The sequence below is a fragment of the Ruegeria sp. CK3 genome (assembly GCF_056536565.1).
The window spans coordinates 238,526-264,093 of the sequence record NZ_JBQFPV010000004.1 but is presented as its reverse complement, the minus strand read 5'-3'; the positions used below and the strand labels follow the sequence as shown (position 1 = coordinate 264,093).

Genomic DNA, 25,568 nt, shown 5'->3' with positions numbered 1-25,568 from the left:
CCGGTTCAAACGTGCGCCCTATATGCAGTCACTTGCTACAGAAACCAAGGGCCGAGTTGCGGAACTAAAGGTCGAAACTGGCGAAAACCGGGGCGTGGTCGCTTGGTTTTTCCCACCCGCGCGCGTCGCGCAGGACCCGGCTTGAATGCCCCGCGTTCGAGATATCCGGCGTGGCCCAAACGTGATCCAGCCGCCGCCCCTTGTCGGCTGCGTCCCAATCGCGCGCCCGGTAGGACCACCAGCTATAGAGCTGCCCTTCCGGGATATCCTGCCGGGTGATATCCACCCAACCGCCCGCGTCTTGTGTTTCGGCCAATGCCTCAACCTCGATCGGCGTGTGCGAGACGACCTTGAGCAGTTGTTTGTGCGACCAGACATCATCCTCGCGCGGGGCGATGTTCAGATCACCGACCAGAATGGACTTCTCGGGTTTTTGGGCGTGGAACCAGTCGCGCATATCGCTGAGGTAGTCGAGCTTTTGCCCGAACTTCTCATTCACCTCACGATCCGGCACATCCCCGCCTGCAGGGACGTAGAAGTTCTGGATGGTGACGCCATTTTCCAACCGCGCGGCGATGTGACGTGCATGGCCGAGACTGGCGAAATCCTTTTCGCCTACCTCCTCCATTGGGATGCGCGACAGAATGGCGACACCGTTGTATCCCTTCTGCCCACGGGCCACCATGTGAGTATAACCCAGCTCCGCAAATCCTTCGGTCGGAATCTTTTCAACCGGAGACTTGCATTCCTGCAGACACAGCACATCCGGAGCTTCTTCCTGCAGCAGTTTCAGCACAATAGGCTCGCGCAGGCGGACCGAATTGATGTTCCAGGTGGCAAGGGTGAAGGGCATGGGGTGGTTCCTTTATCGTGGTTGGGCGGAGATTAGCGCGACATAGAACCGGGTGCCACGTGAAAAGGCTGCCGAAAAACTTCGTTAGCCGAATGGCAGTTAAGCGGACTAAAGGGGGACGCTAGTTCCAAACAATCACAGGGGTTTCTTCGGACGTAAGAACCATTGCTTCTGGGCTGCGGTAATCTTCATCCGCAATCCCAACTTGAAGCTTTCGGCCACTTATAAAAACTAGTGTGAAGGCAACGTCAGAAGTTTGGGTCTTTTCAATTATCTCATCTATAAAGTCTTTACCTTCACCTCCAATGAACTCGTAGTTATTGTTTATAGTCAAGCATATATCTCCAAAAACGATCTGTAGATAGTCGTGGACGTAGCATACTTGCGTAACCTGCTGCCCCGGAAGCAATTCATCAAATTGGTTCATCACAACTCACAGATTTCGCATGTGGTCAATATCCCAGCTGGACGCCGAGTAATATCTACACAGCTAGTCGGTCGATACAAGGAAAGACCATACTTTGATGTCTTTAATGGGCTCAAGGCGGACCTTCTAAACTCACACTCCCTACAAAAAAAAGCCGGGCCATCAGGCCCGGCAGTCCAACAGGGAGGTACATGTCATTACCCGGACATGCACGGGTTGGGAGTAACCTAATTATGAGTTCAGGGTATCACTTTGATCCAAATCAATCCACCTCGGATCAAGATACCAGTCGATATCCACCTGACTCTGTGACCAAAAGGCGAGCATTTGACGGATCAGGCTCGATCTTCTGACGCAGGCGGTAGATGTGCGTCTCGAGCGTGTGGGTCGTAACACCCGCGTTGTAGCCCCAGACCTCATGCAGCAGGACGTCGCGCGCCACCACACCATCGGTCGAGCGGTAGAGGAACTTGAGGATGTTGGTTTCCTTCTCGGTCAGACGGATTTTCCGGTCTTCCTCAGTGATCAGCATCTTCATTGCAGGCTTGAACGTATAGGGGCCAAGTACGAATACGGCATCTTCGGACTGTTCATGCTGGCGCAGTTGGGCGCGAATGCGGGCCAGCAGAACCGGGAATTTGAACGGCTTGGGGACATAGTCATTGGCACCGGCATCCAAACCCAGGATCGTGTCCGCATCGCTGTCATGGCCCGTCAGCATCAGGATCGGGCTTTTGACGCCCTGTTTGCGCATCAGGCGGCACAGCTCGCGACCGTCCGTGTCGGGAAGACCCACATCCAGAATCACGAGGTCATAGATCGCTTCACGCGCACGCTCCATCGCGGACGCTCCGTCAGAGGCTTCGAACACGTCGAAATCCTCGGTCATCACAAGTTGCTCGCTGAGCGCCTCGCGCAGGTCCTCGTCATCATCCACCAACAGGATTTTCTTGAGCTGAGCCATTCTTGGGTCCTCCAAAGCCTTTCCCATCACTTGCGTGTGGAATATGCAATCAACAAGATTTACTGCAACCGTCTCACGCCTTCGTGTCAGACGCAGCGGAAATGTTTCACAATTCCAGCCGAAAGCGCTAGGAAAAGGGTCGAACGTTATAGGGTAACATAGATGAGTCTCATCCCCGATATCACCGAATTGCTGGCGCGCGCGCGGGCTGACCTGCGGATGGGCGTGCCAATCGTGCTGGTGGATGACAATGGCGGCAGCGTTCTGGCCATCTCGGCCGAGACGATCACGCCCCAGCGACTGGCCGATCTGCGCAGCTTGGGTGGGGCACCTGTGGTTGCGATCACCGGGCGACGGGCGGAAACCCTAAAAGCACGCGCTTACGATGGCGATCTGGCGCGGGTGTTGATCCCTGCAGATGCAGACATGGCATGGGTTCAGGCCGTGGCGGACCCATCGGACGATCTGAATGCGCCGATGAAAGGCCCCCTGATGACCGAGAGGCAAGGCAATGCCAATCTGCACCGCATTGCTATCGCGCTGGCCAAATCCGCCCGATTGCTGCCTGCCGCCGTGGTGCTGCCGGTCGAAGACGGTCGTAATTTCGTGGCAACCCACGGTTTGACTTGCATAGATCACTCCCGGGCCGCGCCGCATCTGGCAGATCGCAGCGCCCTGCACCCGGTTGTCGCCGCGCGCTTGCCGATGGAGGTGTCCGAGGCCGGTCGGTTGCACGTTTTCCGCCCCGAAGACGGCGGGGAAGAGCATTACGCGGTCGAGGTCGGGCGACCGGATCGCAGCAAGCCCGTCTTGGCGCGGCTTCATTCTGCGTGTTTTACAGGCGACATCATGGGCAGTCTGAAATGCGACTGCGGCCCTCAGCTGCGCGGCGCGCTGGCTCAGATGGGTGCCGAGGGCGCCGGCGTGTTGCTCTATCTGAATCAGGAAGGGCGCGGAATCGGGCTGGCCAACAAGATGCGCGCTTATTTCCTGCAGGATCAGGGCTTTGACACGGTCGAAGCCAACCACCGCCTTGGGTTTGAAGATGACGAGCGCGATTTCCGCCTCGGGTCGGATATTCTGAAATCGCTGGGCTTCAGCTCGGTCCGGTTGCTGACCAACAACCCCGCGAAGATCGCCATGATGGAGCGCACAGGGATCGCCGTCGCCGAGCGGGTTCCGCTGAAAGTCGGGGAAACCGCCCACAACCGCGGATATCTTGAGACCAAGGCCGCGAAATCCGGGCATTTGCTGTGACACCCGCAGATTTGGTGCTGACCCCGCGGGGCATTCGTTTCCGGGGGCGGTCCTTTCCCTGCTCAATCGGGAATGGCGGGCGGAGTACTAGTAAATGCGAAGGCGATGGCGCCACGCCGGTCGGTGTTCATCGCATTGTCGGCATGCTCTACCGCGCGGACCGGATCACGGCCCCCACGTCATGGGCCATTCCGATCGGCGCGCAAGACCTGTGGTCAGACGATTCGAAGGACTGTCGTTATAACCACCTGGTCACCGCGCCCTATCCGTTCAGCCATGAACGGTTGCGCCGCGCGGACCCTCTCTATGACTTGGTGCTGCTGACCGATTGGAACTGGCCGAATGCGGTGCCGGACAAAGGCTCTGCCATCTTCCTGCACCAATGGCGGAGACCGGGTTATCCGACCGAGGGCTGTGTCGCCTTCCGGCGCGATCACCTGCGCTGGATAGCCGAGCGGGTCACGCCCGGCACCCGCCTGATCATTCCTGAGGTCTGACCCGTTCGCCAAAAATGGCCGATCCGACACGCACATGGGTGGCCCCTAGCGCAATCGCCTGTTCGAAATCGCCGCTCATGCCCATCGAAAGACCCTCGAGGTCATTGCGAGCGGCAATCTTCGCCAGCAATGCAAAATGCAGCGCGGGTTCTTCCTCGACCGGCGGGATGCACATCAGACCGCGTATGGGCAGGTCCAGCGCCCGGCATTCTGCAATGAACCCATCCGCATCTGCGGGAAGGATACCCGCCTTTTGTTCCTCTTCCCCCGTATTGACCTGGATGAACAGGTCCGGACAGGACCCCAACTCCTGTGCCAACCGTGCCAGAGTCTTCGCCAGTTTCGGGCGATCGACCGAGTGGATGGCATCGCAAAGCTCCATCGCCTGACGGGCTTTGTTTGTTTGAAGCGGGCCGATCAAGTGTAGATCAATGCCGGCGAATTGCTCCTTGAACGCGGGCCATTTACCGGCCGCTTCCTGCACACGGTTCTCGCCAAAGCACCGATGACCCTGTTCCAGCACATCCCGCACACGCTCGTTTGGCTGTACCTTGGATACGGCGATCAGCTTCACCGACCCGGCAGCCCGGCCTGCTTTGGCTTCGGCTTTTGCGATACGGGCGGAAATCTCTGACAGCGACATGATGATCCTCAAATCTGGTTTGCAGCGAGACAAACACCATGTCGGCGCAAAAGAAAAGGGCGGGTCCGAAGACCCGCCCTAGAACCGTGTGGTTCAGATCAACTTAGAAGTTGAACTGGGCACCAAAGTCGGCGCGGACAAAGCTGTCTGCGTCACCTTCTTTGATCTGGCCGATACCACCGCGCAGCGATACACCGCCACCCAGGTCGTAGTGAGCGCCGATACCAACGTTGCGGGTATCGCCATCAGCCGAACCGTCACCGTAGACGAACTGGATGGTGGTCGCAGCGCCAACGTTGTAGGCAACCGACAGACCGTATGCAGTGCCGTCGGTGGCATCTACTTCGGTGTTATCGTCTGCAACAAACAGAGTACCTGCGAAGTCACCAAACTCAGCACCCAAGGTGAAAACGAGCAGGCTTGGGTCGTCACCCGAACCACCGTCGGTCTGACCGTAAGCCAAAGCGGCAGTGATGTTGTCGAAGGTGTAGGTCGCGCTGATGTCCCAACGGTCTGCATCTTCTTCGGTCAGAACGAGGTCGGGGCTACCCGCTGTACCAGTCGAAGTGATCGATGCGGCTTGGTCGTACGACGCGCCGAATGCGAAGTCACCAACAGCGTACTGGAAGAAGACGCCGTTTACGCCTGCGCCCGACGAGCTGTAGGTCGCAAAGCTATAGTCAACACCCGAGTACTGACCCAGGAATGTTTCCAGACCAACTTCGTAGCCGTAGTAGTTTGCAAGGTTGTCAAACGAACCGGCGATGTTGCCAGCGTCAACACGCAGACCACCGAAGATAACCGAGTAACGTGCGCCGTTCAGCTGAGCTGTACCAGCTTCACCTTGGCCATCGTCGTCAGCCTGTACACGGATACGACCTTCGAAGCGAACGCCGCCATCGGTTTCTGCGATGCCGTCAATGTTCAGACGGAAGCGCGAGACCAGGATAACGTCATCGGATTCGATCGAACCGGACGCGCTTACGTCGTCAGCGGTTCCGTTCAGGCCATCGGCGCCAGGACCGGTAGCAGTTACGGTGCGGCTACGATCTTCAACGTAACCCAGACCAAAACGGCCGTAACCGCTGAAGTTAACTTCAGCTGCTGCAACGCCTGCGGTCGCTACCAGCGCCGTCGTTGCGAAGAGAACTTTTTTCATCTTGTTTCCCTCGGTTTCAAAAAGTTTTATCTACTCGACACATGCAAAGCATATGTCTCAGCACGGACATCGTTTCGCTCTTTTCCCCCCCTTTGTGCAAGGTTGGCCTAAATACCGGGACCGCATTGAAGTTGGATTGGTGCAAGGATGCCACAGTCCTGATCACCGCCCTGTCACGCGGATATAGTGGGATTTGATAAGAATAGGCTTGTTGCGCAAAGGGTCCTTGGCTAGGAGTAGCTTCCAATGACCGCAATTATAGCGAAACAGGACCGACCGACGATGCGCTTGCCGACGACTTTGGGTTTGATCTTTCTGACCGCCACTCTTGCAGCATGCGGACAGAATCGCAGCGCCGTCACCAACCCGGACCTACTTACCTCGAACAGCACTCGCACAGATGAGCGCGAGCTTGATGATCCCGAACGCACGTCGATCTGGGATATCTTCGGCCCCAACAATGCCGAGCAGACTACAAACGTAAACCGTTACCTATGGGCGGCGTCGCTGGATGTTCTGAATTTCCTGCCCGTGCAAGAGGTTGATCCCTTTACCGGTGTAATCGTAACGGGTTACGGCACCCCACCGGGCGGTGGGCGGCAATACCGCGCCACCGTACATATAAGTGACCCCGCGCTTGCGGCGCGCTCTCTTTCGGTTGCGCTGCAGTCCAGCGGGGGCTCTCCGGTCAGCGCCGCAACCACCCGCGCGGTCGAGGATGCGATCCTCTCGCGTGCAAGACAGCTGCGGATTGCAGACAACAAGTTCTAGCAACCCGATCAAAATCGCTCTAAAGACCACGCCGGGTTCCTACCCGGCGTTTTCAGTTACGAAGGACCGCATGATGTCGCGCTACTCGGCCAGTGAAATCGAAGCAAAATGGCAAGAGGCCTGGGACAAGGCCGGAATCTTCACCGCCGACCACACGGCGGACAAGCCGAAATACTACGTGCTTGAGATGTTCCCCTACCCGTCCGGCCGAATCCATATGGGGCATGTGCGCAACTACACGATGGGCGACGTTATCGCGCGTCACAAGCTGGCGACCGGCCATAACGTCCTGCACCCGATGGGGTGGGACGCGTTCGGTATGCCGGCCGAAAACGCCGCGATGGCGATCGGCGGCCATCCCAAAGACTGGACCTATGGCAACATCGCCGACATGCGCGGGCAGATGAAACCTCTGGGCCTGTCGATCGACTGGTCGCGCGAATTCGCCACCTGTGACCCGGAATATTATGGCCAGCAGCAGGCGCTGTTCCTCGATATGCTCGCGGCCGGGCTGGTTTACCGTAAGAACGCCGTTGTGAACTGGGACCCGGTCGATATGACCGTTCTGGCCAACGAGCAGGTCGAAAACGGGCGCGGCTGGCGCTCGGGCGCGCTGGTGGAACGGCGCGAGCTGACGCAATGGTTCTTCAAGATCTCGGACTATTCTGAGGAACTGCTGGACGCCTTGGACACGCTTGAAAACTGGCCCGCCAAAGTCCGACTGATGCAGGAGAACTGGATCGGCAAGTCGCGTGGCTTGCAATTTGGCTTTGAACGAACGGACGATGGTGAGCCGATCACCGTATACACGACTCGCCCCGACACACTGCTGGGTGCGTCTTTTGTCGGCATCTCGCCGGATCATCCGATTGCCAAACAGCTTGAGGCTGAAAACCCAGAAGTCGCTGAATTCGTTTCTGAATGCCGCAAAGGTGGCACCACCGAAGAAGCGATCGAGACGGCCGAGAAGCTGGGCTACGACACTGGCATCAAGGTCAAACACCCGCTGGATCCGAATTGGGAATTGCCGGTTTGGATCGCAAACTTCATCCTGATGGACTACGGCACCGGCGCGATCTTCGCCTGCCCGGCTCATGATCAGCGCGATCTAGATTTCTGCCGCAAATACGGCCTGCCCGTGGTCGATACGTTCTTTGCGCTGGATGATGAGTCTCCGGTCGACAAGCTCGCATTCGTTCCGCCAAAAACCGAGAAAGTCCGCTGGGTCAACCATTTTGCGGGTCTGACCGAGGCAACCGGCGAAGAGGCCATCAACGCCACCGTCGATTTCGCCGAAAAAGCCGGTTGGGGCGAAGGTGTCACCAAATTCCGTCTGCGCGACTGGGGTCTGAGCCGCCAGCGCTACTGGGGTTGCCCGATTCCCGTGGTTCACTGCGAAAAATGCGGCACGGTGCCTGAAAAGAAAGAGAATCTGCCGATCGCGCTGCCCTATGATGACGGCAACGGCAAAGCCATCGACTTCTCGATCCCCGGCAATCCGCTGGACCGCCACCCCAGCTGGAGGGACACGCCCTGCCCGTCCTGTGGCGCACCGGCCAAGCGTGAAACCGATACGATGGATACGTTCGTCGATTCGTCTTGGTACTACGCGCGCTTCACTGCCCCACGCGCGGAAACCCCGACCGATCTGGCTGAGGCCGAGTACTGGATGAATGTCGACCAGTATATCGGCGGTATTGAGCATGCGATTCTGCACCTGCTCTATTCCCGCTTCTTCGCCCGGGCGATGCAAATCACCGGCCACCTGCCAAAAAAGGCCATTGAGCCGTTCAACGCGCTCTTCACCCAAGGCATGGTCACGCATGAGATCTACCAGACCCGCGACGCTAACGGCCGCCCGGTCTATCACCTGCCCGAGGACGTGACCGACGGTAAATTGGCCGATGGCACCAAGGTCGAGATCATCCCTTCGGCCAAGATGTCGAAATCCAAGAAAAACGTCGTGGACCCGGTCAGCATCATCTCGGCCTTCGGCGCAGATACCGCCCGTTGGTTCGTCCTGTCCGATTCGCCACCCGAGCGGGACGTGGAATGGACAGCTTCCGGAGCCGAGGCCGCGTTCAAGCACCTTAGCCGTGTACATCGCATCGCCTCCGAGATCGCCGAGTCGGACGTTCCGGGCAATGGAGAAGACGAAACCCTGCTGCGCGAGATGCACAAAGCGATCCATGATGTTTCGGGCGGAGTCGAATCCTTTGGCTTCAACGCCTCGATCGCCAAGCTTTATGCCTTCACCAACACTCTGGCGAAGTCGAAAGCAGGGACCGAGGCCAAGCGCGAAGCCGCTAAGACTTTGGCACAGTTGATGTCGCCGATGACGCCGCACCTGTCCGAGGAACTCTGGCAGCTGCTGGGTGGTGAGGGTCTTGTGGCAACAGCTGCTTGGCCGGTCGCGGATGAGGCGATGCTGGTCGATGACACCATCACCTTGCCGATCCAGATCAACGGCAAACGCCGCGCGGAAATCAGCGTGCCTAAGGATATGCCCAAGGATGAGGTTGAAAAAATCGCGCTCAACACCGAAGCTGTGCAAAAGGCGCTGGAGGGAGCCGCGCCGAAGAAGGTGATTGTTGTTCCGGGCCGGATCGTGAATGTCGTCATTTAACCGCAGAAGTTTTTTGTTTGCCCCGCTGGCTGCCTGTTTTCTTGGGGCCGCCTGCGGGTTTGAACCGATCTATGCGCCCGGTGGGGCGGGGTCGGAACTGTTTGGCAAGGTTGAGGTATCGGCCCCGAACACGGTCGAGAGTTACCTGCTGGTTCAGAACCTCGAACAAAAGCTGGGGCGCAGCGCGACTTCAGGAAATGCCTACCGTCTGGATGTCCGTGTTGAGACCGCCGTCCAGGCTGCTGCGATCACGTCCACCAATGAAATCAACCGCTTATCTGTAGACGGGCGCGCCGAATACACGCTGAAATCGAATGAAACCGGGCAGATTCTGGCCTCGGGAGCCGTCACGGATTTCGTAGGTTACTCGGCGGCAGGTTCCAGCGTTTCGACCCTGGCGGATGAGCGCGACGCCCGAGAGCGCTTGATGGTGATTCTGTCCGACCAGATCGTCAATCGCCTCTATGCGACGCCGGGCCTGACCTCATGAAGTTGAGCCCGCGCGAGGCTGACGGGTATTTTGCCAGACCGGACGCGGACAAAACCGGGTTGTTGATCTACGGCGCCGATACCATGCGCGTGGCTTTGAAGCGCCAGCAAGTGCTGACCGCGCTGCTTGGGGCAAACGCCGAAGAAGAAATGCGCCTGACCCGGATGCCCGGCAGCGATCTGCGCGGCGACCCGGCGTTATTGCTGGACGCGGTCAAGGCGGTTGGATTTTTCCCCGGCCCCCGCGCGGTGTTCGTCGAAGAGGCGACCGATACCGCCGCCCCCTCGATCCTTGCCGCACTTGAGGATTGGACCCCCGAAGATGCTCAGATCATCGTGACGGCGGGCCAGCTGAAAGCCAGCTCGAAAATTCGCAAGGCCTTCGAAGCGCATCCGGCAGCTTATGCGGTGGGCATCTACGACGATCCGCCCTCTCGGGCCGAGGTTGAACGGATTCTGACGCAAGCCGGCTTGAAGAACATCCCGCGCGATGCGATGTCGGCGCTGGGAGAGTTGGCGATTAGCCTCAGCCCCGGTGATTTCACCCAAACGGTTGAGAAGCTGTCGCTTTATAAACGTGGCGACGAGAGCGAACTCAGCCTGGAAGATATCGAAGCCTGCGCGCCCCGCTCGACCGAGGCGGCGCTGGATGATGTATTGAACGTGGTCGCCGAAGGCCGCGCCGGAGAGATCGGCCCGCTGATCCGTCGCCTGCAAGCTCAGGGCACCAATGGGGTGACGCTGTGTATCGGCGCAACCCGGCATTTCCGTACGCTTTATGCCTGTGCTTCCGACCCCGGCGGGGCGGCGCAAGGGATCGGCAAACTGCGCCCGCCGGTCTATGGCAAACGACGCGACCGCATTTTGCGACAAGCTCAAGGATGGGGTGCGCCAAAGCTGCAGACGGCGCTGACAGTGCTGACAGATACCGACCTGTCGCTGCGCTCGGCCGGGCAAACGGCCCCCGCGATGGCATTGGTCGAACGCGCGATGATCCGGCTGGCGATGCTGGCCCGGTCGCGTTAGCGGTTCAGCCAGTCGCCCGCCGACCTTCCTGCCCAGCGCCCCGTGGCCAGACAGGCCGTGAGAAGGTAGCCGCCGGTGGGTGCTTCCCAATCCAACATCTCACCGGCGCAGAATACGCCGGGCATCGCGCTCAACATCAATCCGTCGGTCACGGCAGCGTGTGTGATGCCTCCGGCGGTTGAGATCGCCTCATCCATCGGGCGCAATCCCGCATGGCGGATGGGCAGGGCTTTGATCAACGCGGCCACGTCGTCGGGTGCGTCTGGAAGGGGCCTGGCGAACTCCATCAGCAACGCGGTGCGCACTGGCCCCAGTTTCAAAGCCTTGCGCAGATGATTGGACAAGCTCATCTTGCCGCGCGGTTTTGCCAAGCGTGCGGCCACTTCTGAGACAGGCAGGTCAGGCGTCAGGTCAATCGTCAGGGGCGCGCCCTCTCGCGCGGGCTTGCAGATGGTGTAGATACCCCCGCCTTCCAACCCGCGGGCCGAGATCACCGCCTCGCCCCGTGTGCGCTGGGGTCCGGCTTGCAGCGCGACCCCTTTGATCGGGGCGCCGAAATGCGCAGTCATGTGATCCGACCAGTCGATCAAAAGCCCAGCATTTGCGGGTGCAAACGGTGCGAGCTGCACGCCTTTCTCTGCCAGCCATGGCGCCCAGGCCCCGTCCGAGCCCAACCGTGCCCAGCTGGCCCCGCCCATGGCAAGCACAGTTGCTTCGGACTGCTGATGTTGAGGGCCATCCGGGGTTTCAAAAACCAGCGCGCCGCCCTCCCAACCTGTCCATCGCCAGCGGGTTCGGATCTCGACACCGCTATCCGCAAGACGTGCCAACCATGCACGCAGCAAGGGTGAGGCTTTCATAACGGTCGGAAAAACACGGCCTGTTGAGCCGGTGAAAAGCTCTTGCCCCAATTCGCGCGCCCAGTTCTGCACGGCCTGCGCGTCGAACTCGGCCAGCATCGGGCGCAACCAGTCTGCGGCTTCTTCATACGATTGGATCAGTGCCTCAAGGGGCTCATCCTTGGTCAGGTTCAGACCCGACTTTCCGGCCATCAGGAACTTGCGCGCGACCGAGGGCTTGGCTTCGGCCACCAGAACCGAGTGACCGGCAAGGGCAAGCTGCTCGGTCGCCATCAACCCGGCCGGTCCTGCCCCGATCACCACTGCCTGCGCCATCTTCGCCCTCTTGCCTTCGCCGCCCGCAGGCGCATCATTCCCAACCATGACGAACAGCAATCCGATCTGCCCGCTTTGCGACCGCCCCATTCCCGATGGCGGCGGCAGCCTGCATCATCTGATCCCAAAACTCAAAGGAGGCAAGGGCGGACCAACCGTTCTGCTGCACCAGATCTGCCACAAAGAGGTCCACGCCACCCTGTCCGAGGCAGAGTTGGCGCGCAGCTTCAACACGGTCAAGGCCCTGCGCGCCCATCCAAGGCTTGAGAAGTTCCTGAACTGGGTGCGCAAACGCCCGCCCGATTTCCGGTCGAAAGTTCCGGGTAAACGGCGCGGGCGCTGATCAGTCAGGCAGAACCGGATCGCCAAACGCATCCGAAAGTGCGGCGGGCAGACCCTGAACCTCGATCCCCTGATAGTCGGGAACAGGCGCGAATTGGGCTCCTTGCACATGCTGGAACTCGAGCGCCGTGTAGGGGCGTTTCCAGAGCCATTCGCGATTCTCGACCGCCCAAAGGTCGGGATCGGGCGGAGCCTCATGCGTGAAGGCATAGAAATGCAGGTCAAACCCATAGGCCGCCACATCCTGCATCGACAGAAGCTTCATACCCTGAGCGCGACAGAACACATCCTCGGCGGCGACATCCCCTGTGCGCAAGGTGATCTGACCCACTCGCGCCCCGGCAAGCGGGGCCGCAGGGTCGGCGGAATTTTCAGGGCGGTTGCCTTCAAAGTCATGCTGCAAAAGCTCGATCACAAAGCCTTCGGGATCGCTGAGATGCGCCATATACCCGATATCGAGGAACTGGCGCGGTTCGCTGACAGCATAGCCCTTGGCCCGCAGCGCCTCAGTTGCCAGATCGACATCGGGCAGAGTGATCCCGATCTTCCAATAGCGATGTCCCTGATCGTGGGAATACCCCCTGCCTCCCGGTAGCAGCAGCAGATCAGCATCCTCTCCAGCGTATCCTACACGCCGGGATGCGCCGATTTCCTGCACGGACATACCCAAAACATCCCGATAGAACCCGGCCAGTCGAGCCGGATCAGCGACGCGCAGCCTGACTGCGGACAATCTCAGCGACAAAGCTCTGCAATCCCTGCTGCGATCTCCGGTTTGGCCGCCAGACTGTCGGCAACCAGCTCGCGCGCCGTCGGCATTAGCTCGTCCGGCGAGACGATGCGATCCACCAGACCGAACGCATACGCCTCCTCTGCCGAGATCTTCTGGCCCGACATCAGAATCAGCTTGGTGCGCGCCGGCCCGATCAAAGCGGCCATGCGCTTGGGGTCGGAGGGCTGTGGCAGAAAGCCCAGCTTCATCACCGGATAGAAGAACTTGGCCGAAGGCACCGCGATTCGCAGGTCGCAGGCCAAGACCATGCCGTTTGCACCGCCCGCCAGCGTTCCGTTCAATGCAGCAACGGTCAGGCATGGCAGTGCCGCGATTGCACCTGACAACCGCTCCCAGACGTCCGAGGTCGCAAGCCCTGCGCGGGCTTCCTCCAGATCAGCACCAGCGCTGAAGACCTTGCCCGCGCCGGTCAGGATCAGGGCGCGCGCCTCAGTAGCGGCCTCGGAAATTTCGGCCAACTCGGTCAGCATCGCGCCGGTCAGTGCGTTGGCCTTGCCCGGATTGTTGATCGTGACGGTCCACAATCCGTCTTCCTTAGTCAGTTCAATCACGTCAGGCCGATCCTTTGGCGAATATCGTCTTGGCGCAGGGAAATCTCGGCCCCCAAATATTCGTCGGCGTCCGAAGAACACATCCACAGCAGTGCCTTTGCGGGCCAATCCGCCGGGATGTGAACATCCCAGTCTAGCTGGCTGACAGGGTTGATGCCGCTGGCCTTGATGACACGCTGCATGTCAGTTGCCACTGTGCCCGGTGACAGGCCCATGGCGCGGATGCCATTATGAGCCTCTTCCAGATGCAGGCATTCCGTCAGCATCTTCGCACCGGCTTTCGAGGCGCAATAGTGGCTCCATGCCTCAACCGGGTTCGAGGCAGCGCCTGACGAAACGGTCAGAACCGTCCCTCCACCTGCGGCCCGCATCACCGGCAGAGCGGCCCGCATACCGTAGAAAACACCCTTGAGGTTGATGTCTATGGCCTGGCTCCACGCACTGACATCAGCGTTCGATAGGTGAAAGATCGGCTCGATCACTCCGGCATTGCCGATCAGAACGTCCAAACCGCCGAAACGCGCGACGCAATCGGCCACCGCTTGTTCGACCTGCGCGAAATCGCTGACGTCACAGGCCAGCGCCATCGCATTGTCTCCCAAAGCGGCCGCAAGCGCGTCAATCTGATCATGACTGCGGGCCACCAGCGCGACATTCGCACCAGCTGCGGCAAACACGCGCGCGGCCTCGGCACCGATTCCGCGGCTGGCCCCTGTTATGAGTACTGTTTTTCCCTGCATTTAACGCTCCTCACGTCTTGGGCTGACCTTTGGCTACAGGCGTAACGCGGAAACGGGGAAAGGGTCCAGCCCTTGCCCCCTTGACGATGCTTGCCACAAGCCCGACCATGCGCGCAAATTGAACAAGAAGGGTTAACTTATGTCTGTTTTCATCCGCCGCAGCTGTGGCGCGGCTCTGGCCTATGCCGTCGCAACCCAAGGTGCATATGCCGACCTGACTGCAAATGACGTCTGGAACGACTGGCAAGAGTATTTCCGGTCCGTAGGTTACACGGTCGAGGGCGAACCCAGCAGCGCTGGCGATGTCATGACCATCAACGATATGACACTGTCCATGGACTTCCCCGAAGAGGACGGACAGTTCCAGATGACCATGCCCGAGGTCACGTTGACTGAAAACGGCGATGGCACCGTCAATGTCGGCTTCCCCGGAAGCTTTCCGATGGTCATTTCGGGCGGCGTCGAAGATGAACAGTTCACAGCAAACCTGACCTACAGCCAGACAGATTTGGAAATGGTTGTGTCAGGTGATCCGTCCGACATGACCTATGACTACTCGGCGGCAGCCCTCGGGATTGTGTTGGATTCGATCGAGGGCGGAGACGAGCCAATTCCCGAAGATGCGCTGGAAGGTGGTATCGAATTTACGGGTATGGCTGGCACATCGCGCATGCTGATCGGCGACAATCGCGAGATCACGCAGACGCTCGACGCCGACCAAATGGCCTATAAGTTTAGCTTCAAAGACCCTGAAACCGGGGAATCGGGGTTGATTGACGGGGTACTGAACGGCCTGACATCCAGCGGCGACAGTGTCCTGCCCTCTGGGTTCGATCTGGCTGATCCGCAGGCATTGTATGACGCAGGCTTCGCCTTTTCCGGCATGGTCGCCTATGGCTCGGGCAAGACAGACATCAGCGGCGTTAGCGAAGGTGAGCAATTCACCATGGCAAGCTCGTCGCAAGGTGGCCGACTTGAGGCCAGCGTAGATGGCGAACGTGTGGCCTATGACCTTGAACAGAATGACGCGAAACTGGCAGTGACGACCGGTGACCTGCCCTTTCCCATCGAGATCGCGATGGCGAAGGCGGGTCTGAACCTGGACATCCCGGTGCAGGAATCGGAGGAAGCCGCGCCCTTCGCCTTTGGCTTGAACCTGACCGATTTCACCATGTCTGATGTCCTCTGGAGCATTTTCGACCCGGCGGGCAACCTGCCACGCGATCCTGCCACCATTGCGCTGGACACGACCGGCACGGCGAAAGTTCTGTTGAACATCTTCGATTCGGAACAGGCCGCTGCGCTTGAAGAAGAAGGTGAAGTCCCTGCCGAGCTGCATTCGCTGAAAATCAACGAATTGCTGGTCTCGATGGTTGGCGCGCGCTTGACCGGGGATGGTGATTTCACGTTGGACAACGAGAACCTCGACGAATTCGGCATGCCCATTCCGACTGGCGTTGCGAACCTGCAATTGGTTGGGGCCAACGCGCTGATCGACAAACTGATCGGCATGGGCCTGATGTCCGACAACGACGCCTTGGGTGCGCGCATGATGATGGGCATGATGGCTGTTCCGGGCGATGAACCCGACACGCTGAATTCGACAATCGAATTCTCTGAAGACGGTCAGATTCTGGCCAATGGTCAGCGCATTAAGTAATGCTATCCAGGAGGGCCGCAGGTGATCGGCCCTCCCACACAATACCGTCAGGGTCTTGCGAGAGGCGCGGTGCAAGGCTAGGTCCTTGGCAACACATCCGGAGGCCGCATGACCCGCACACCAGAAGAAATAAGCCAGCAATTGCTTGACGCCGCACGCCTCGCCGGGGCCGAGGCGGCAGATGCCATCGTGATCGACGGATCATCCGTTTCGGTCGAGGTACGTGGCCGCGCGCTGGAACATGCGGAACGCTCAGAAGGCACCGATCTGGGGCTTCGGGTATTTCTGGGAAAGCAACAGGCCATTGTTTCAAGCTCGGACAGCCGTCCCGAAACGCTGATGGCCATGGCCGAAAGGGCCGTCGCCATGGCGCGCGAAGCGCCTGAGGACCCTTTCACCGGTCTTGCGGCCAGCGAGGAATTGACGGGCGGCTGGGACCTCGACGCGCTTGAGCTATTTGACCCCTCCCCGGAACCCTCTGCCGAAGCGCTGATGCAAGATGCGCTGGCGGCTGAGGCCGCCGCTTTGGCCGTATCCGGCGTATCGCAAGTCTCGGATGCGGCGGCGGGCTATGGCACCCACCGAGTGCATCTGGCGGCCACCAACGGGTTTTCGGGCGGGTATGCGCGCAGCAGCCGGTCAACATCCTGCGTTGCGATCTCGGGCGAAGGCACCGGGATGGAGCGGGACTATGACGGCGACAGCCGCACCTTCCAAGCCGACCTGCGGGACGCCGAGGAGATCGGACGCAAGGCCGGAGAACGCGCGGTCGAACAGGTTGGCGCGCGCCAGCCCGCAACGGGTAGTTTTCCGGTACTGTTTGACGAGCGCATTTCATCCTCACTGATCGGGCACTTGCTGGCCGCCAGCAACGGCGCGGCGATCGCGCGCGGGGCGTCGTGGCTGCAGGATTGTCTGGGCGAACAGGTATTGCCGGAGCATCTGTCACTGATCGAAGACCCGCACCGCCCACGTATCTCAGGCTCACGCCCGTTTGACGCCGAAGGGCTGGCAACGCGCCGCCGGGCAATTGTCGAGAACGGAGTGCTGACCGGATGGACGCTGGATCTGGCCAGCGCCCGCAAGCTTGGCATGACCTCAACAGGCAATGCAGCGCGCGGTGTCTCGGGGCCGCCCTCGCCAAGTAACTGGAACCTCAGCTTGACCCAGGGCACCCAAAGCCGCGCGGATCTGATGCGCGATATGGGAACCGGGTTGCTGGTCACCTCGATGATCGGATCGACGATCAACCCCAATACGGGGGATTACTCGCGCGGGGCCTCTGGCTTTTGGGTCGAGAATGGTGAAATTACGCATCCAGTCAATGAATGCACCATCGCGGGCAACCTGTGCGACATGCTGAAACGGATCATCCCGGCCAATGACGCGCGCCCTTATCTGTCGCGCGTTGTGCCCTCGGTGCTGATCGAAGGGATGACCCTTGCCGGCAACTGACCTGCCACTCCTGATCGACGCCGCACGCAAGGCCGGAGAGATCGCAACCCGTTTCTCGGGCGCGCAGGCCCAGCGTTGGGACAAGCCAGACGGTGCCGGACCGGTGACCGAGGCCGATCTGGCCGTCAACGACATGCTCGAACGGATGCTGCCGACGGCGCGGCCCGACTATGGCTGGCTCAGCGAAGAGACCGAGGATAGCCCGGAGCGCCTGTCGCGGGACCGCGCCTTCATTATCGACCCGATTGACGGCACCCGCAGCTTTGCCGAAGGCTCGCGCACCTGGGCACATTCGTTGGCCGTTGCTGAGCACGGAGAAGTCACCGCCGCCGTGATCTACCTGCCCCTTCGAGACCTGTTCTATGCGGCGGCGAAAGGTCAGGGGGCCACTCTGAACGGTGCGCCAATCCGCGCTTCGGGGGCTTCGGCGCTCGGGGCCGCCACAATTCTTGCCGCCAAGCCCAACATGAACAGCCACCATTGGCGCGATAGTGACGTGCCGGAGTTTGACCGTGCCTATCGCCCGTCGCTGGCCTATCGCATGGCCCTGGTCGGCGAGGGGCGATTTGACGGCATGTTGACCCTACGACCTAGTTGGGAATGGGATATCGCGGCGGGCGACCTGATTATTCGCGAGGCCGGAGGAATGTGCACCGACCGCGCAGGCCAGCCCCTGCGGTTCAACAACGCGCAGCCTCGGCTAAACGGCGTTCTGGCCGCGGCGCAGGACATCCACAACCAGCTTTCGTCCCGGCTTGACCCGAACGGCCCTGGCATCGCCCCATGAGCAAACCGCGATCTCTGAGTCTTGCGGCCTACCGAGTCCTGTCCTGGGGAGGTGCACAGCAAAGCATCCGACCGGATCAGCCCCGCCCGAACGGAGAGCTTGTCTGGGTTCACATCGCAACCCGCGACCGCTTGCGTGCGATCAGTGACTTTTGCCTCAGACTGCAACAGGCCCGACCCGGCCTGTCGATTCTGCTGAGCGCCCCGCCAGAGGTCGACCTGAGCCGCTGGACCGGAAGCCCCTTTCCCATGGTCAACCTACCCGCCGAACAAACCGGCGCAGCGCGGGCTTTTCTGGACCATTGGACACCCGATCTGGGTCTTTGGGTCGGAGGGGGATTGATGCCCAGCATCATTACCCGCGCGGAAGAGCGCAAAATCCCGATGCTTCTGATCGAGGCGCAGTTGGATGTCGTCTTGTCCCGCAATGCGCGGTGGCTGCCGGATATCAGCAGATATACGTTCGATTGCTTCGAGCATATCCTCACCACCACCGACGAAACGGCCCGCCAGATCCGGCGGATGGGGGTTGCTTCCTCCAAAGTGCGCAAGGCGCCCCCACTGCAGTTCAGTCCGAACCCGCACCCCTGGCCCGAGGACGAATTGATCGAGACCAACCACGCCCTCGCTGGACGTCCGGTCTGGCTGGCGGCGCGGGTTCAGGCGAAAGAGTTCATCTCGGTCCTCAGTGCCCATCGGCAAGCGCTGCGCATTCTGCCGCGATTGGCGCTGATCTTGCACGTGGCGGATCGGGCCGAGGCCGCGCCGCTGCAGCGGCGGCTTGAAACCATGGATCTGCGCTGTTCCAGTTGGGATGACGGCGGCCCTATCGAGGACACAACGCAAGTGATTGTGAGCTCTGAGCCCGAAGATCTTGGCCTTTGGCAACGCGTTTCACCGGTGTCCTTCATGGCCAGCTCGCTGGAACGCGGTGCAGGTGGGCAGGATCCGCTGGATGCTGTCGCGCTGGGATCGGCGGTTATCTATGGCCCTCATATCGATATATATCAGACGGTCTATGCCCGCCTTGCCGAGGCCGGTGCCGCCCATCCGGTCAAAACCGCGACCGAGCTTGGAGATGCGGTCGTCGCCCTTCTGGCCCCGGATCGCGCGGCGGGGATGGCGCTGGCGGGATGGCAGGCGATCACCGAAGGGGCACCTCAGGCCGAGCGGCTAGTCGACATGCTGCAGGACCTTCTGGACCAGCGGAGTAACCACGATGCGCGCCCCTGACTTCTGGAACTCGGACCCCGCGCGCCCGGCGCTGCGCGCACGACTACTCAGCCCATTGGGGCGGCTTTACGCGGCGGCCACTGCGCGCCGGGTCAGCTCGGATCCCGGAGTGAATCCGGGTGTGCCAGTGATTTGCATCGGCAACCTGAATGCCGGCGGAACCGGCAAGACCCCCACGGTGATCTGGGTACTGGAACAGCTGCGCAACGCCTGGCACGAGCCGCATGTCGTCACGCGCGGCCATGGCGGGTCGCTGGAAGGCCCTGTTCGGGTTGACCCCACCAAACACAGCGCCGCGCAGGTCGGGGATGAGCCGCTTCTGCTGGCCATGTTCGCCGAGGTCTGGGTCGCCAAGGACCGTGCCGCAGGTGCGCGCGCCGCGGCCCAGGCGGGCGCAAGCGCAATCGTTCTGGATGATGGCTTCCAAAATCCGGCGGTCGCTAAGGATTTCTCGATCATCGTAGTGGACGCCCAGCGCGGATTCGGCAACGGCCTGTGCCTGCCAGCCGGTCCTCTGCGTGAACCCGTAGAGGTCGGCTTGAAACGCGCCGATTTGGTTCTGTCATTGGGCGATACGCAAGCGCAAGAAGACTTCGCCGCGCAATGGGGCCACAAGCTAACGGTGCCTTGTGCAACGGGCGTCGTCGCGCCGTTGCAAACCGGCATGGACTGGGCTGGATCGCGGGTTCTGGCCTTTGCCGGGATCGGCCATCCCGAGAAGTTCTTCCAGACCCTGCGCCAGCAAGGGGCTGAGCTTTTGCGTGCCGAGGCACTCGACGATCATCAACCGCTAACCCCGGCTCTGATGACCCGGCTTGAAAACGAGGCGCGCCTGCTTGGCGCTCAGATGGTGACGACAGAAAAAGACGCAGTGCGCCTGCCGCAAGCTTTCCGCAACAAGGTCGTCACCCTGCCCGTCAGACTGCAAGTGAACGACCCCGAGCAGGTCAAAGAGATGATCCTGAAAGCGGCCCCATCTCCTAAGTGACGGAAATGGTCGGCCCGAGAACAGGCCGACCAATAGGCAATTAGCTGCCCAATTCGTCTTCGATCAGCTTCTTGAAGTCCTCATAGGACTGGTTCGAAACCTTCTTGCCGTTCACAACAAAGGACGGGGTGCCCGTCACGTCATCACGCTCGGCATTTTCCTGATACCACGCCACCAGTGTCTGGGCGCGTGTGCCGTCCTGTAGGCAGGCCTCAAGCTGGTCATTGTCGATACCCGCCAGACGGCCGATCTTGCGCAGCTCATCCACGATCTCCGTTGGACCACCGGCTCGGGTCCATTCGGACTGGCCCTGATAGATCAGATCGGTAATGCCAAAGAACTTCTCGGGCCCTGCGCAGCGCGCAACCATCGACGCCCACAGGCCATAGCGGTCAAAGTAGACCTCACGATAGATGAACTTGACCTTGCCGGTGTCGATGAAGTCCTTCTTCAGCTGCTTATACGCCCCCTGATGGAAGGTGGCGCAATGCGGACAGGTATAGGAGGCATACTCGATGATCTCGACCGGCGCATCCTCGGCCCCCTGCACCATCTCAACAATCGTAGAGGTGTCGAGATTGGCTTCTTGCGCAATGGCGCTGCCGACCAGAGGATTGACGGAGGTCGCGTTCGAAGCTGTCATCCAATAGCCACCAGCGGCTACGGCGACAGCCGCACAGATTACGGTTGCAATACGGCTCATTCTCAGCCCTTTCTCAGCGTTTCTGCTTGGATAAAACGTTGCGGCCCAAACGTTCAAGGGCCGCACGTAAATCTTCATCATGTACATCCTGCGAGACTCTGCCCGCTTCGGCCATGATTTCAGGTTTGATCTCTGGTTTCGCTTGTTTCGGCTTATGCTCGAAACTGGCCTGCCCCTCGGCAAATCCGGTCGGAGCGGTCTGAGTGATGCGCACTCGGCTGATCGCATTGTAGCCGTAAACGGCGTTCACCTTGCCGCGCAGTTGTTCTTTCTGCATTTCCAGCATGGGGGCCTGCGGCCCGGTTGTCAGCACGGTCAGGGTCGCCCCCATCCCGTTCCTGCCATAGCCCACATTCACGGGTCTTGCGATGGCGGCAGTGTCTTGGCCCACGATCTCGGCCCAGTGGGTCAGAAGGCGCGAAACGGCAAAGCCCCGGCTTTCGCCGGCGCGCCTGATCTGATCGTTCAGCAATGTCGCGGTGCGTTTGAACCCGCGGGTCGAAGAACGTCTGCGCTGCATCTGGTTTCCAACTCCTGCACCGCTATTGTAGTAGGCAGGCCAGCAGGCGCCAGCGAAACCCGACAGTGAGATAGATAAAACTTGCGTGACAGCCCCGAATTTAACCTGAGCGCTGAATTGCTCGACTGGTATGACCGCCACGCGCGTGAGATGCCATGGCGTGTCGGCCCTGCCGATCGCGCCGCAGGCGTGGTGCCGGACCCTTACCGGGTCTGGCTGTCCGAGGTCATGCTGCAACAGACAACCGTCGCCGCCGTCCGGGACTATTTCACCCGCTTCACCACGCGCTGGCCGACCGTGCAGGCGCTGGCTGCCGCCCCCGATGATCAGGTCATGGGGGAATGGGCAGGCCTCGGCTACTACGCCCGCGCCCGCAACCTGCTGAAATGCGCCCGTGTAGTGGCGGATAAGCACAACGGACGGTTCCCCGACACCTATGACGCGCTGTTGGACCTGCCGGGTATAGGCCCCTATACCGCCGCCGCGATCTCGGCCATTGCGTTTGACCGGCCCGAAACTGTGCTGGATGGCAATGTCGAGCGGGTGATGGCACGGCTTTACGATATTCACGACCCGTTGCCCGGATCAAAACCTGTTCTGAAGGAGAGAGCAGCCGCACTGACACCAGAGCTGCGCCCCGGAGACTACGCGCAGGCCGTAATGGATCTGGGAGCCACAATCTGCACACCCAAATCCCCGGCCTGTGGAATCTGCCCCGTGCAGACCCCCTGCCTTGCCCGCGCTGCAGGCACGCAACCTGAGCTGCCGAAGAAGTCGCCCAAAAAGCCCAAACCCACGCGATTCGGCCATGTCTACATCGCGCAACACCCAAACGGAGCGTTCCTGCTGGAACGCCGCCCCGACAAGGGTCTGCTGGGTGGTATGTTGGGCTGGCCCGGCTCGGACTGGTCCGAGACCCCGCCCGAGGCCCCGCCGTTTTCGGCAGAGTGGCGCGCGCTGAACGGCGAGGTGCGCCATACATTCACGCATTTCCATCTGGTGTTGCGGATCTGGACCGCACCGCTGCCCGAGGGCACCGAACCCGACGGGCTGACCCTATTGCCCAAGCATGACTTCAAACCCAGCGACCTGCCGACAGTGATGCGCAAAGCCTACGACCTGTGGCAGGATCAATAAGCCCGCTGGGCAAGCCCGGTCTGTCCGGCTAGGGTTCACCTGCCTATTCGGAGCATCATGGATGATCGCGACTCAAACCCTCTCGCGCTGGCAAGCTGCCTTGCCCTATTGGGTGTCCTTCTTGCTGATCCCGCTGATCTGGGCAACGGCCTTTGCAGGGGGTTGGTGGGTTTTGCTGATCCCGCTCTCCACATGGTGGGCCTTTGCGGTTTTGGACCGCCTGACCGGCCTAAACCTGCAAAACGCCGACCCTGAAACGCCCGATGACGCGCTGCATTGGTATATCCTGCTGACCAAGCTCTGGGCGCCTGTCCAATTCGTCACGCTGTTTGGCCTGATCTGGTACGCAAACCATAGCGATCACCTGTCGAGCTGGTCGAAAATCGGGCTGTTCTTCGGTATGGGGGTCATTTCAGGCACGATCGGGATCAACTACAGCCACGAGCTGATGCACCAGAAATCCCGGTCCGAACGTTGGCTGGGCGATCTCCTTCTCGCGATGGTCTTGTATTCTCATTTCCGGTCCGAGCATCTGTTGGTCCATCACCGTCACGTCGGCACCCCGCGCGACCCTGTAACGGCGCGCTACAACGAAGGCTTCCACCGCTTCTACCCCCGCGTCCTGCTGCAATGTCTGATCTCGGCCTTCCGGGCCGAGCGCAACAAGCTGGCCCGCAAGGACCGCCTCTGGACTGACCGCTCTAACCCGTTCTGGCGCTACTGGGCGCTGCAAACCGGCATGCTGATCCTCGCCGCCCTGATCGGAGGATGGCCCGGCCTCGCCCTATTCCTACTGCAAGCGGGCGTCGCAATCTGGCAGTTAGAGCTGGTCAACTACGTGGAACACTACGGCCTGACGCGAAAACACTTGGGCGAGGGCAAATACGAACACGTTCTGCCTCGGCATTCATGGAACGCCTCGCAAAAAGCGTCGAACTGGCTACTGATCAACCTGCAGCGGCACTCGGATCACCACTACAAACCCAATCGTCGCTTCCCGCTGCTGCAGAACCACGCGCAGGAAGACGCACCGCAACTGCCCTACGGCTACCCGGTCATGACCGTCGCCGCGATGATCCCGCCCTTGTGGCGCCGCGTCATGAACCCTCGCGTCCGCGCTTGGCGGCGGCACTACTACCCCGAGATCACCGACTGGCACCCCTACAACAAAGCACTGAACCCAGGCCCAAGGGCGTGACAGCAGCGCGCACCGCGCGCTGCCCGGCCCAACTTGAGGGGCTGCATCTTTGATGCTGCCCAAACAGGCGGGAGCCGTTCACAAAACCCAGATATCCATAGGGGTTTCAACTCCGCGAACGGTCTGGCCCTGGCGTTTCTGAAACCCATCCATCAACGCTCCGCCATTCGGATTCTCGCGCAATGCCTGCTCCCGCAACGCGTCACTGACCACGATCCGGGCGTTAAAATCACGGGTTATCGCCTCCAACTTGGCCGAGACATTCACCGCATCTCCAATCACAGCAAATTCCAACCGGTTGGCCCCGATATCCCCCAGAACGACCGAACCAAAATGCACGCCGATCCCGACATGGATATCATGCTCCCCCGCGCGAAGCCGCTCTTGGTTCCAATCGTCGATGACGCCAACCATTGCACGCGCGCAGCCCAGCGCATTGCTCGCGTCCAAAGGCGTTGCGACCGGAGTGCCAAACGTTGCCATAAGCCCGTCCCCCAGATATTTGTCCAGCGTGCCATGATGACGGAACACTTCGGCCTCCATCCGAGCATGAAACCCGCGCAACACCTCAATTACCTCATAAGGGTCCCGTCCGGCTGCAAATTTCGTGAAGCCCACAATGTCGATAAACAGCACCGCGATATCCGCCTTGCGCACCTGTTTAAGCGGCTCGTCGTTCTGGCTGAGCTCATCGACCACATTGGGCGAGAAGTAACGCGATAGATTCGCCCGCTCCCGCTCTAGCCCTGCATTGCTCATCAACAAGCGATTTAGCCGTCGCATTGAAACACCAAGCGTCACCGCAACCATGACGAACACGATCACCTGCTGAATACGCTGCGGGATATCGAAACTGTTAGGATCCAACAGCTCAGCGACGTCCGGATAGCCCTGCAGAGCCGCGGCCACCTTCTGGCTGATCCCCGGTATCGGCGTGGCCACCCACCAGGCAATGATCCAACCCGCCGTCCAAATCAGTGCTGTCCAGGAGCCAATCGCGACAACCGTACGCCACGAATAGGCCAGTGTACCGGCAGCTAGGATGATGAAAAAATACTGAAAATTATCGAACCGGTACTGCATCGCCAACGGCCGCACATCATCACTGAATGGGTTCGGCACAATCATCCCAAGCGTCATGATCAGGAGATCGACAAAGATCAGCAAAAGCTCGGTCCGCGATTGCCCAACCCGCCCTGCGCGCCGGATCAACCAGCCATTGGCGCAGATGAGAAGCAGGATGAAATGATACCAAAGAACCTCCCATTGCGGGTTCAGAAAGATCAACAAAACCCCGGTCAAAGCCATGGCGATCCACCGGGCGCGGACGGCCAGTTCCAGACCCTCCTGCTTGTGCCGTTGCATTGCGGCTTCGGTGTATTTGTTGTCCAGATCCACAACATCCGGCTGTGTGACGGCGAACCGTTCCAGTCTGGATGGGCTGGCAGTTATCTCGCTCATGACAGGAACCTCTGAGGCGGTGCTGGCGACGCGCCCATGCAATCACCTATGACCGGAAAACAAAAGACCCCGCCGAGAACGGCGGGGCAAGGCGTAGTGCCTTGTGTCAGGCCA

Annotated in this window: 26 protein-coding genes; 14 read left to right on the top strand and 12 right to left on the bottom strand. The window is 60.3% G+C overall.

Features of this window, described 5'->3' with window-relative positions; genetic code table 11:
• Window positions 1-64: 64 nt before the first annotated feature.
• The 3 genes from ACR0C3_RS07160 to ACR0C3_RS07150 form a co-directional block, all read right to left on the bottom strand.
• Window positions 65-853, bottom strand: a complete 789-nt coding sequence (locus tag ACR0C3_RS07160) for an exodeoxyribonuclease III (RefSeq protein ID WP_480757881.1) — start codon at window positions 851-853, stop codon at window positions 65-67.
• Between the two features lie 121 nt (window positions 854-974).
• Window positions 975-1,280 carry a hypothetical protein gene (locus tag ACR0C3_RS07155; protein ID WP_480757880.1) on the bottom strand — a complete coding sequence of 102 codons (306 nt, stop codon included), beginning with the start codon at window positions 1,278-1,280 and terminating at the stop codon, window positions 975-977.
• 277 nt (window positions 1,281-1,557) lie between these two features.
• Window positions 1,558-2,244, bottom strand: coding sequence for a response regulator transcription factor (locus ACR0C3_RS07150; RefSeq protein ID WP_170375588.1), 687 nt, complete (start codon window positions 2,242-2,244; stop codon window positions 1,558-1,560).
• Between the two features lie 162 nt (window positions 2,245-2,406).
• Between ACR0C3_RS07150 and ribA the strand changes: the two genes are divergently transcribed.
• Together ribA and ACR0C3_RS07140 are read left to right on the top strand one after the other, a co-directional pair.
• Window positions 2,407-3,501 (top strand): GTP cyclohydrolase II, encoded by a 1,095-nt coding sequence (ribA, locus tag ACR0C3_RS07145; RefSeq protein ID WP_170661563.1) that lies wholly within the window; start codon window positions 2,407-2,409, stop codon window positions 3,499-3,501.
• Window positions 3,498-3,998, top strand: a complete 501-nt coding sequence (locus ACR0C3_RS07140) for a L,D-transpeptidase family protein (RefSeq protein WP_480757879.1) — start codon at window positions 3,498-3,500, stop codon at window positions 3,996-3,998. Before ribA ends, ACR0C3_RS07140 begins: the two co-directional genes overlap by 4 nt.
• Here the strand turns inward: ACR0C3_RS07140 and ACR0C3_RS07135 are convergent.
• Together ACR0C3_RS07135 and ACR0C3_RS07130 are read right to left on the bottom strand one after the other, a co-directional pair.
• Complete coding sequence (locus tag ACR0C3_RS07135) at window positions 3,982-4,641, bottom strand: YggS family pyridoxal phosphate-dependent enzyme (RefSeq protein WP_480757878.1); 660 nt, start codon at window positions 4,639-4,641, stop codon at window positions 3,982-3,984. The genes ACR0C3_RS07140 and ACR0C3_RS07135 overlap by 17 nt on opposite strands.
• Window positions 4,642-4,744: 103 nt before the next feature.
• Complete coding sequence (locus tag ACR0C3_RS07130) at window positions 4,745-5,800, bottom strand: porin (RefSeq protein ID WP_480757877.1); 1,056 nt, start codon at window positions 5,798-5,800, stop codon at window positions 4,745-4,747.
• Between the two features lie 282 nt (window positions 5,801-6,082).
• On the opposite strand from ACR0C3_RS07130, the gene ACR0C3_RS07125 reads away from it, so the two are divergent.
• The 4 genes from ACR0C3_RS07125 to holA all read left to right on the top strand — a co-directional run bounded on the left by ACR0C3_RS07125 (window position 6,083) and on the right by holA (window position 10,712).
• Window positions 6,083-6,571 (top strand): DUF3576 domain-containing protein, encoded by a 489-nt coding sequence (locus ACR0C3_RS07125; RefSeq protein WP_170376039.1) that lies wholly within the window; start codon window positions 6,083-6,085, stop codon window positions 6,569-6,571.
• Between the two features lie 73 nt (window positions 6,572-6,644).
• Window positions 6,645-9,197 carry a leucine--tRNA ligase gene (leuS, locus tag ACR0C3_RS07120; protein WP_480757876.1) on the top strand — a complete coding sequence of 851 codons (2,553 nt, stop codon included), beginning with the start codon at window positions 6,645-6,647 and terminating at the stop codon, window positions 9,195-9,197.
• Window positions 9,184-9,687: an LPS assembly lipoprotein LptE gene (lptE, locus tag ACR0C3_RS07115; protein WP_170690694.1), complete on the top strand. Its 504-nt coding sequence runs from the start codon at window positions 9,184-9,186 to the stop codon at window positions 9,685-9,687. The genes leuS and lptE overlap by 14 nt, the downstream gene beginning before the upstream one ends.
• Window positions 9,684-10,712, top strand: a complete 1,029-nt coding sequence (holA, locus tag ACR0C3_RS07110; protein WP_480757875.1) for a DNA polymerase III subunit delta — start codon at window positions 9,684-9,686, stop codon at window positions 10,710-10,712. The genes lptE and holA overlap by 4 nt, the downstream gene beginning before the upstream one ends.
• On the opposite strand, the gene ACR0C3_RS07105 is transcribed toward holA, so the two are convergent.
• Window positions 10,709-11,887: a TIGR03862 family flavoprotein gene (locus ACR0C3_RS07105; protein WP_480757874.1), complete on the bottom strand. Its 1,179-nt coding sequence runs from the start codon at window positions 11,885-11,887 to the stop codon at window positions 10,709-10,711. The two genes, holA and ACR0C3_RS07105, sit on opposite strands and share 4 nt — an antisense overlap.
• Window positions 11,888-11,933: 46 nt before the next feature.
• On the opposite strand from ACR0C3_RS07105, the gene ACR0C3_RS07100 reads away from it, so the two are divergent.
• Window positions 11,934-12,230, top strand: a complete 297-nt coding sequence (locus tag ACR0C3_RS07100) for an HNH endonuclease (protein WP_480757873.1) — start codon at window positions 11,934-11,936, stop codon at window positions 12,228-12,230.
• Here ACR0C3_RS07100 and ACR0C3_RS07095 read toward each other — a convergent pair whose 3' ends face one another.
• Genes ACR0C3_RS07095 through ACR0C3_RS07085 form a run of 3 tightly spaced genes read right to left on the bottom strand, consistent with a single transcriptional unit; the run spans window position 12,231 to window position 14,313 of the window.
• Window positions 12,231-12,962, bottom strand: coding sequence for a VOC family protein (locus tag ACR0C3_RS07095; RefSeq protein ID WP_480757872.1), 732 nt, complete (start codon window positions 12,960-12,962; stop codon window positions 12,231-12,233).
• A gap of 2 nt (window positions 12,963-12,964) precedes the next feature.
• Window positions 12,965-13,573 (bottom strand): enoyl-CoA hydratase/isomerase family protein, encoded by a 609-nt coding sequence (locus ACR0C3_RS07090; RefSeq protein WP_480757871.1) that lies wholly within the window; start codon window positions 13,571-13,573, stop codon window positions 12,965-12,967.
• Window positions 13,570-14,313 (bottom strand): SDR family oxidoreductase, encoded by a 744-nt coding sequence (locus ACR0C3_RS07085; protein WP_170375609.1) that lies wholly within the window; start codon window positions 14,311-14,313, stop codon window positions 13,570-13,572. The genes ACR0C3_RS07090 and ACR0C3_RS07085 overlap by 4 nt, the downstream gene beginning before the upstream one ends.
• A 139-nt stretch (window positions 14,314-14,452) precedes the next feature.
• On the opposite strand from ACR0C3_RS07085, the gene ACR0C3_RS07080 reads away from it, so the two are divergent.
• From ACR0C3_RS07080 to lpxK, 5 genes are all read left to right on the top strand, one after another.
• Window positions 14,453-15,973, top strand: coding sequence for a DUF2125 domain-containing protein (locus ACR0C3_RS07080; RefSeq protein WP_480757870.1), 1,521 nt, complete (start codon window positions 14,453-14,455; stop codon window positions 15,971-15,973).
• A 108-nt stretch (window positions 15,974-16,081) separates the two neighbouring features.
• Window positions 16,082-17,428 carry a TldD/PmbA family protein gene (locus ACR0C3_RS07075; RefSeq protein WP_480757869.1) on the top strand — a complete coding sequence of 449 codons (1,347 nt, stop codon included), beginning with the start codon at window positions 16,082-16,084 and terminating at the stop codon, window positions 17,426-17,428.
• Window positions 17,415-18,215, top strand: coding sequence for a 3'(2'),5'-bisphosphate nucleotidase CysQ (locus ACR0C3_RS07070; protein WP_480757868.1), 801 nt, complete (start codon window positions 17,415-17,417; stop codon window positions 18,213-18,215). Before ACR0C3_RS07075 ends, ACR0C3_RS07070 begins: the two co-directional genes overlap by 14 nt.
• A complete protein-coding gene (locus ACR0C3_RS07065; RefSeq protein WP_480757867.1) occupies window positions 18,212-19,447 on the top strand; it encodes a 3-deoxy-D-manno-octulosonic acid transferase in 1,236 nt (411 codons plus the stop codon). Before ACR0C3_RS07070 ends, ACR0C3_RS07065 begins: the two co-directional genes overlap by 4 nt.
• Window positions 19,434-20,435, top strand: coding sequence for a tetraacyldisaccharide 4'-kinase (gene lpxK, locus ACR0C3_RS07060; protein WP_480757866.1), 1,002 nt, complete (start codon window positions 19,434-19,436; stop codon window positions 20,433-20,435). The genes ACR0C3_RS07065 and lpxK overlap by 14 nt, the downstream gene beginning before the upstream one ends.
• A 40-nt stretch (window positions 20,436-20,475) precedes the next feature.
• Here lpxK and ACR0C3_RS07055 read toward each other — a convergent pair whose 3' ends face one another.
• On the bottom strand, window positions 20,476-21,138 hold the full coding sequence (locus ACR0C3_RS07055; protein ID WP_425083595.1) for a DsbA family protein: 663 nt from the start codon (window positions 21,136-21,138) through the stop codon (window positions 20,476-20,478).
• Window positions 21,139-21,151: 13 nt separating this feature from the next.
• Window positions 21,152-21,658: a DciA family protein gene (locus ACR0C3_RS07050; RefSeq protein WP_170642621.1), complete on the bottom strand. Its 507-nt coding sequence runs from the start codon at window positions 21,656-21,658 to the stop codon at window positions 21,152-21,154.
• 81 nt (window positions 21,659-21,739) lie between these two features.
• Here ACR0C3_RS07050 and mutY point away from each other — a divergent pair, with 81 nt between their 5' ends.
• Both mutY and ACR0C3_RS07040 read left to right on the top strand, forming a co-directional pair.
• Window positions 21,740-22,795 (top strand): A/G-specific adenine glycosylase, encoded by a 1,056-nt coding sequence (mutY, locus tag ACR0C3_RS07045; protein ID WP_480757865.1) that lies wholly within the window; start codon window positions 21,740-21,742, stop codon window positions 22,793-22,795.
• A 61-nt stretch (window positions 22,796-22,856) separates the two neighbouring features.
• Window positions 22,857-23,993 carry an alkane 1-monooxygenase gene (locus ACR0C3_RS07040; RefSeq protein ID WP_480757864.1) on the top strand — a complete coding sequence of 379 codons (1,137 nt, stop codon included), beginning with the start codon at window positions 22,857-22,859 and terminating at the stop codon, window positions 23,991-23,993.
• 78 nt (window positions 23,994-24,071) lie between these two features.
• Here ACR0C3_RS07040 and ACR0C3_RS07035 read toward each other — a convergent pair whose 3' ends face one another.
• Window positions 24,072-25,454 carry an adenylate/guanylate cyclase domain-containing protein gene (locus ACR0C3_RS07035; protein ID WP_480757863.1) on the bottom strand — a complete coding sequence of 461 codons (1,383 nt, stop codon included), beginning with the start codon at window positions 25,452-25,454 and terminating at the stop codon, window positions 24,072-24,074.
• Window positions 25,455-25,568: the final 114 nt, after the last annotated feature.